Annotated in this window: 6 protein-coding genes; 5 read left to right on the top strand and 1 reads right to left on the bottom strand. The window is 73.1% G+C overall.

Annotated elements, in window-relative coordinates:
- Window positions 1–151 precede the first annotated feature (151 nt).
- Window positions 152–1,783 carry an acyl-CoA synthetase gene (locus tag ACFYZS_RS40090; protein ID WP_389024418.1) on the bottom strand — a complete coding sequence of 544 codons (1,632 nt, stop codon included), beginning with the start codon at window positions 1,781–1,783 and terminating at the stop codon, window positions 152–154.
- A 187-nt stretch (window positions 1,784–1,970) separates the two neighbouring features.
- On the opposite strand from ACFYZS_RS40090, the gene ACFYZS_RS40085 reads away from it, so the two are divergent.
- From ACFYZS_RS40085 to ACFYZS_RS40065, 5 genes are all read left to right on the top strand, one after another.
- Complete coding sequence (locus ACFYZS_RS40085; RefSeq protein WP_389024415.1) at window positions 1,971–2,771, top strand: crotonase/enoyl-CoA hydratase family protein; 801 nt, start codon at window positions 1,971–1,973, stop codon at window positions 2,769–2,771.
- 128 nt (window positions 2,772–2,899) lie between these two features.
- On the top strand, window positions 2,900–3,862 hold the full coding sequence (locus ACFYZS_RS40080; RefSeq protein WP_389024412.1) for an OB-fold domain-containing protein: 963 nt from the start codon (window positions 2,900–2,902) through the stop codon (window positions 3,860–3,862).
- Complete coding sequence (locus ACFYZS_RS40075; RefSeq protein ID WP_389024409.1) at window positions 3,862–4,935, top strand: thiolase domain-containing protein; 1,074 nt, start codon at window positions 3,862–3,864, stop codon at window positions 4,933–4,935. Before ACFYZS_RS40080 ends, ACFYZS_RS40075 begins: the two co-directional genes overlap by 1 nt.
- Window positions 4,932–6,098: a thiolase domain-containing protein gene (locus ACFYZS_RS40070; protein ID WP_389024406.1), complete on the top strand. Its 1,167-nt coding sequence runs from the start codon at window positions 4,932–4,934 to the stop codon at window positions 6,096–6,098. Before ACFYZS_RS40075 ends, ACFYZS_RS40070 begins: the two co-directional genes overlap by 4 nt.
- A 174-nt stretch (window positions 6,099–6,272) precedes the next feature.
- Window positions 6,273–6,503: a DUF397 domain-containing protein gene (locus tag ACFYZS_RS40065; RefSeq protein ID WP_389024450.1), complete on the top strand. Its 231-nt coding sequence runs from the start codon at window positions 6,273–6,275 to the stop codon at window positions 6,501–6,503.
- The last annotated feature ends 90 nt before the right edge of the window (window positions 6,504–6,593 follow it).

Below are 6,593 nucleotides of genomic sequence, written 5' to 3'. Positions count from 1 at the left end.
GGCGGGCGCCTGCGGCGGGGGGCGCGCCGGGCGGGGGGCGCCCCGGGCGTGGGTCGTGCCGCACCCCGGCCCCCGGGGGGGGGGGGCCGGGCGCGGGGGGGGGGGGGGCCCCGGGGGGGCCCCCCCCCACCGCCTGACGCGACCCCGCTCGTCAGTGCGCCGCGTCCGCCTCCGTCGCCACCGACTTCGCCCAGCGGTAGTCCGCCTTGCCGCTCGGCGAGCGCTGGATGGCCGGCGCCACCACCAGCTGGCGCGGGATCTTGTACCCCGCGAGCCTGGTCCGGCAGTGCTGCTGGATCTCGTCCAGGGTCGGTTCGGGCGCGCCCGCCCGCACCTGCACCACCGCCGCCACGTGGTTGCCCCACTTCGCGTCCGGCACCCCGGCGACCAGGGCGTCGTACACGTCCGGATGGGACTTCAGCGCCTGCTCGACCTCCTCCGGATAGACCTTCTCGCCGCCCGTGTTGATGCACTGCGAGCCGCGCCCGAGGACCGTGACGATGCCCTCCTCGTCGACCGTCGCCATGTCCCCGAGCAGCACCCACCGCTCGGAGCCCTTCCGGAAGAAGGTCTCGGCGGTCTTCGCCGCGTCGTTGTAGTAGCCGAGCGGGACGTGGCCGCGCTGCGCGAGCCGCCCCGGCACCCCCACCGGCACCGGCTCGTGCGTCACCGGGTCCACCACCTGCGTACGGTCGTTGACCACGAGCCGGAAGCCCTTCTCGGGGCCCGAGTCCTCGGCCGCCCTGCCGTTCGACCCGGACTCCGACGACCCGAAGTTGTTCAGCAGCACCACGTTCGGCACGAGGCGCTGGAACTCGGCCCGCACCGTCTCCGACATGATCGCCCCGGACGAGGAGACGCTGAACAGCGAGGACAGGTCGGTCCCCTTGAGCGGGCCCTTGAGGGCGTCGATGAGCGGCCGGAGCATCGCGTCGCCGACCAGCGACACGCTCGACACCTTCTCCTTCTCGATCGTGCGGAGCACCTCCTCCGGCGCGTACTTGCGGTGGATGACCACCCGCTGGCCGTAGTTGAAGGCGATGAACGAGGTCAGCGTCGAGGTGCCGTGCATCAGCGGCGGCGCGGGGAAGAAGGTCAGGCCGGCGCCCTTCGACGCGACCCGTTCGGCGAGCTCCTCGGGCCTCTTGACCGGCTCGCCCGAGGGCTCGCCGCCGAAGAGCCCGGCGAAGAACAGGTCCTCCGCACGCCACATGACGCCCTTGGGCATGCCGGTGGTGCCGCCCGTGTAGATGATGAAGAGGTCGTCGGGGGAGCGGGGCGGGAAGCCGCGCCCGGGTGAGCCGGCCGCCTCGGCGTCCGCGTACGCGACCGGGGCGATCGAGGGCTCCGGGGCGCCCTCGGGAGCGGCCCCGACGCGGATCAGGTGGCGCAGCTTCTTCGTCTGCGGGAGGGCGGCGGCCACGCGCCCGGTGAACTCGCCCTCGAAGACGAGCGCGGCGAGGTCGGCGTCGTTGTAGAGGTAGACCAGCTCCTCCTCCACGTAACGGTAGTTGACGTTCACCGGTACGAGGCGGGCCTTGAGGCAGGCCAGGACGGTCTGGAGGTACTCGATGCCGTTGTAGAGGTGCAGCCCCAGGTGCTCGCCGGCCGTCAAGCCGCTGTCCAGCAGGTGGTGCGCGATGCGGTTCGCCGCGGTGTCCAGCTCCGCGTACGTGAGGCGGCGCTCGGCGCCGGTGCCGGGGTGGTCCACGTACACAAGGGCCTCGCGGTCCGGGACCACGTCGACGACCGACTCGAACAGGTCGGCAAGGTTGTACTCCACCGTTCCTCCTCACCCCCGAGGTTTCCCGTTGCCGGGCCATGGCTGTGGCCCGCGGCGGTCATTAGAGCGCCGCTCAGCCCAAGTGGGAAGGGCGCGATCCAAGAAAACTGACTGGGTGTCAGAAAACTATTGAACTGCACCCGGCCCTCCTGCAACCTGTTCTAGGTCTTGAGACGGGAGGACGGCAATGGGTGGGACGGAACACCTGACCGTGGAGCGCCACGGCGCCACGCTGGTGCTCACCATGAACCGGCCGGAGGCGAAGAACGCGCTTTCGCTGCCGCTGCTGGTGGGGCTGTACGACGGCTGGCTGGAGGCGGACGCCGACGACACGATCCGCTCGGTGGTCCTGACGGGCGCGGGCGGGGACTTCTGCGCCGGGATGGACCTCAAGGCACTGGCCGGGAAGGGGATGGCGGGCGACCAGTACCGGGACCGCCTCAAGGCCGACCCCGACCTGCACTGGAAGGCGATGCTCCGCCACCACCGGCCGCGCAAGCCCGTGATCGCGGCGGTGGAGGGGTACTGCGTGGCCGGCGGCACCGAGATCCTGCAGGGCACGGACATCCGGGTCGCGGGCGCGGGCGCCACCTTCGGGCTGTTCGAGGTCAGGCGGGGCCTGTTCCCGATCGGCGGCTCGACGGTACGGCTGCCCCGGCAGATCCCGCGCACGCACGCCCTGGAGATGCTGCTGACCGGCCGCCCGTACACGGCGGACGAGGCGGCCCGGATCGGGCTCGTCGGACAGGTCGTCCCCCAGGGGACCGCCCTGGCCAAGGCCCTGGAGATCGCCGAGCAGATCAACGCGTGCGGGCCGCTGGCCGTCGAGGCCGTCAAGGCCTCGGTCTACGAGACCGCAGAGCTGACGGAGACGGAGGGCCTGGCCTCGGAGCTGCTGCGGGGCTGGCCGGTCTTCGACACCGCGGACGCCAAGGAGGGGGCGCGCGCCTTCGCCGAGAAGCGGCCCGCCGTGTACCGGCGGGAGTGACCGCCGTCCGTCCGCGCGCAGCCGCCGTGGCCCGCGCCCAGCCGCCGTCCGCGTGGCCGCCGTCCGTCCGGAAGCGGCCCGGCGCGCGCCCCCCGCTCCCAGCCGTCCAGACCATCGGAGAGACAGCCATGACAGCAGCCGCGTCCCCGCCGGAGGTGCTGCGCGCACCCCTCGTCGTGGAGTTCCCCTTCACCCGCTCCCTCGGGCCCGTCCAGAGCGCCTTCCTCACCGGGCTGCGCGAGCGCGTCGTCCTCGGCGTCAGGACCGCCGACGGCAAGGTGATGGTGCCTCCCGCCGAGTACGACCCCGTCACCGCCGAGGAGATCCGCGAGCTCGTCGAGGTCGGCACCACCGGAACCGTCACCACCTGGGCCTGGAACGGCTCCCCGCGTCCGAACCAGCCCCTGGGCACCCCCTTCGCCTGGGTCCTGGTCCGCCTCGACGGCGCCGACACCGCGATCCTGCACGCCCTCGACGCCACCGGCCCCGAAGCCGTCCGCACCGGCATGCGGGTACGGATCCGCTGGGCGCGGGAACGCACCGGCGCCATCACCGACATCGCCTGCTTCGAGCCGCACGACTCGGAGGCGACCGCGCAGGCGACGCCGCACGAAGGGCGGTTCGCCGACGCCGTCACCGGCATCGTCGCCGCGGCCCGCCTCGACTACACCTACAGCCCCGGCCGCTCCCAGACCGCCTACATCAACGCCCTCGCCGAGCGGCGGACCGTCGGCGAGCGCTGCCCCTCCTGCCACAAGGTGTACGTGCCGCCGCGCGGCGCCTGCCCCACCTGCGGGGTCGCCACCACCGACCACGTCGAGGTGGGCCCGGCCGGCACCGTCACCACGTACTGCATCGTCAACATCAAGGCCAAGAACCTGGACATCGAAGTCCCGTACGTCTACGCCCACATCGCCCTCGACGGCGCCGACCTCGCCCTGCACGGCCGGATCGGCGGCATCCCGTACGACCAGGTCCGCATGGGCCTGCGCGTCGAACCCGTGTGGACCGAGGGCGGGCGCCACCCGGACCACTACCGCCCCACCGGCGAGCCCGACGCCGACTACGACGCGTACAAGGAGCTCATCTGATGCCCACGACGAGCAGGTACGCGCGGGACGTGGCCGTCGTGGCCTTCGCGCAGAGCGACCACCGGCGCCGCAGCGACGAACTCAGCGAAGTCGAGATGGTCATGCCGGTCCTGCACCAGGTGCTGGACCAGACCGGCCTGAAGGCCGGCGAGATCGGTTTCACCTGCTCCGGATCGAGCGACTACCTCGCCGGCCGGGCCTTCTCCTTCACCATGACCCTCGACGGGGTCGGAGCCTGGCCGCCGATCTCCGAGTCGCACGTCGAGATGGACGGCGCCTGGGCCCTGTACGAGGCCTGGGTGAAGATCCAGACCGGCGAGGCCGACACCGCGCTGGTGTACTCGTACGGCAAGTCCTCGCCGGGATCCGTACGGGACGTCCTGACGCGGCAGCTCGACCCGTACTACCTGGCTCCGCTCTGGCCCGACTCGGTGGCCCTCGCCGCCCTCCAGGCCCAGGCGCTGATCGACGCGGGCGAGACCGACGAGGGCGCGCTCGCGGCCATCGGGGCCCGCAGCCGGACCGCCGCCGGGGCCAACCCGCACGCGCAGCTCAGGGGCGGCGCCGTCGCGCAGGGCGACTACCAGGTCCGGCCGCTGCGCACGGGCGACTGCCCGCCCATCGGCGACGGCGCCGCCGCCGTCATCCTCGCCGCCGGCGACACCGCGCGGAGGCTGTGCGCGCGTCCCGCCTGGATCACCGGCATCGACCACCGCATCGAGGCGCACGGCCTGGGCCTGCGCGACCTCACCGACTCCCCGTCCACCCGGATCGCCGCCGAGCACGCGGGCCTGTTCGACGCCCCCGTGGACACCGCCGAGCTGCACGCGCCGTTCTCCTCCCAGGAGGTCGTGCTCCGCAAGGCGCTGCGGCTCGGCGGGGACGGCGTCGCCGTCAACCCGTCCGGCGGGGCGCTCGCCGCCAACCCGGTCATGGCCGCGGGCCTCATCCGGATCGGCGAGGCCGCCGCCCGGATCCACCGCGGCGAGTCCGACCGGGCCGTCGCGCACGCCACCTCCGGCCCCTGCCTCCAGCAGAACCTGGTCGCCGTCCTGGAAGGGGACCGAGCATGAGCAAGGAGCCAGTGGCCGTCGTCGGCATCGGCCAGACCAAGCACGTCGCCGCCCGCCACGACGTCTCCATCGCGGGACTCGTGCGCGAGGCCGCGCTGCGCGCCCTCGCCGACGCCGAGCTGACCTGGGCGGACATCGACGCGGTCGTCATCGGCAAGGCCCCCGACTTCTTCGAGGGCGTGATGATGCCGGAGCTGTACCTGGCGGACGCCCTCGGTGCGGTCGGCAAGCCCATGCTCCGCGTCCACACGGCCGGTTCGGTCGGCGGCTCCACCGCGCTGGTCGCCTCCAACCTCGTCGCGGCCCGGGTCCACCGCACCGTCCTGACCCTGGCCTTCGAGAAGCAGTCCGAGTCCAACGCCATGTGGGGCCTGTCGCTGCCCGTGCCGTTCCAGCAGCCGCTGCTGGCGGGGGCCGGCGGGTTCTTCGCCCCGCACGTGCGCGCGTACATGCGCCGCACGGGCGCGCCCGACACGGTCGGCTCGCTCGTCGCGTACAAGGACCGCCGCAACGCGCTGAAGAACCCGTACGCGCACCTGCACGAGCACGACATCACCCTGGAGAAGGTCCAGGCCTCGCCGATGCTGTGGGACCCGATCCGGTACTCCGAGACCTGCCCCTCCTCGGACGGGGCCTGCGCGATGGTCCTCACCGACCGGGCGGGCGCGGCCCGTTCGCCGAAGCCCGCGGCCTGGGTGCACGGCGGGGCGATGCGCAGCGAGCCGACGCTCTTCGCGGGCAAGGACTTCGTCTCGCCGCAGGCGGGCAAGGACTGCGCGGCCGACGTCTACCGGCAGGCCGGGATCACCGATCCGCGGCGGGAGATCGACGCGGTGGAGATGTACGTGCCGTTCTCCTGGTACGAGCCGATGTGGCTGGAGAACCTGGGCTTCGCGCAGGAGGGCGAGGGCTGGAAGCTGACCGAGGCGGGGGTCACCGAACTCGACGGGGACCTCCCGGTGAACCCCTCGGGCGGGGTGCTGTCCACCAACCCGATCGGCGCCTCGGGCATGATCCGCTTCGCCGAGGCGGCGCTCCAGGTCCGCGGCCTGGCCGGCGAACACCAGGTCCCGGACGCCCGCCGGGCCATGGGCCACGCCTACGGCGGCGGCGCCCAGTTCTTCGCGATGTGGCTGGTGGGAGCCGAGCCGCCCGCCTCCTGAGCGGGCTCGGGCCGCGGGGCCGCAGGACGCCGGGCAGGCGGCCGGCGCGCGGTGTGGTGCCGGACCGGCCACGGGTGACTCACCGTGGCCTGTGCGGCACCCGCTGCGATGGTTACTCTGGCCCCCGGACGACGTACCGGGAGTACCGGGAGGAGCACGCACGTGGCCGAGAGCATGACTTCACAGCCTCTGGCAGCCGGCTGGGACAAGCCGGACCTCGATCTCAGCGGGGCGGACTGGCAGTCGAGCAGCCGGGGAGCGGGCGACGTCCAGATCGCCTTCGTCGAGGGGTTCATCGCGATGCGCAACAGCGAACGCCCCGAAAGCCCCTCGCTCATCTTCGCGCCGGACGAGTGGCGCAAGTTCGTACTGGGCGCGAGGGGCGGCGAGTTCGACCTGACCTAGGGGGTGTCCGCGAAGTAGCGCCGTGCGCCCGCAGGGCGCTCCCGCGGCGTCCGGTGCGTGCTCTCGGTGTGCCGGGCGGAAGCCCGTGTA

Source organism: Streptomyces sp. NPDC001903, assembly GCF_042891345.1.
GTDB lineage: Bacteria > Actinomycetota > Actinomycetes > Streptomycetales > Streptomycetaceae > Streptomyces.
This window is presented reverse-complemented; position numbering and strand designations above follow the sequence as displayed.

Excerpts from the sequence above, each read along its gene's own strand:
- ACFYZS_RS40085 (WP_389024415.1), top strand. The coding sequence starts at position 1,971 with ATGGGTGGGACGGAACACCTGACCGTGGAGCGCCACGGCGCCACGCTG.
- ACFYZS_RS40080 (WP_389024412.1), top strand. The coding sequence starts at position 2,900 with ATGACAGCAGCCGCGTCCCCGCCGGAGGTGCTGCGCGCACCCCTCGTC.
- ACFYZS_RS40075 (WP_389024409.1), top strand. The coding sequence starts at position 3,862 with ATGCCCACGACGAGCAGGTACGCGCGGGACGTGGCCGTCGTGGCCTTC.
- ACFYZS_RS40070 (WP_389024406.1), top strand. The coding sequence starts at position 4,932 with ATGAGCAAGGAGCCAGTGGCCGTCGTCGGCATCGGCCAGACCAAGCAC.
- ACFYZS_RS40065 (WP_389024450.1), top strand. The coding sequence starts at position 6,273 with ATGACTTCACAGCCTCTGGCAGCCGGCTGGGACAAGCCGGACCTCGAT.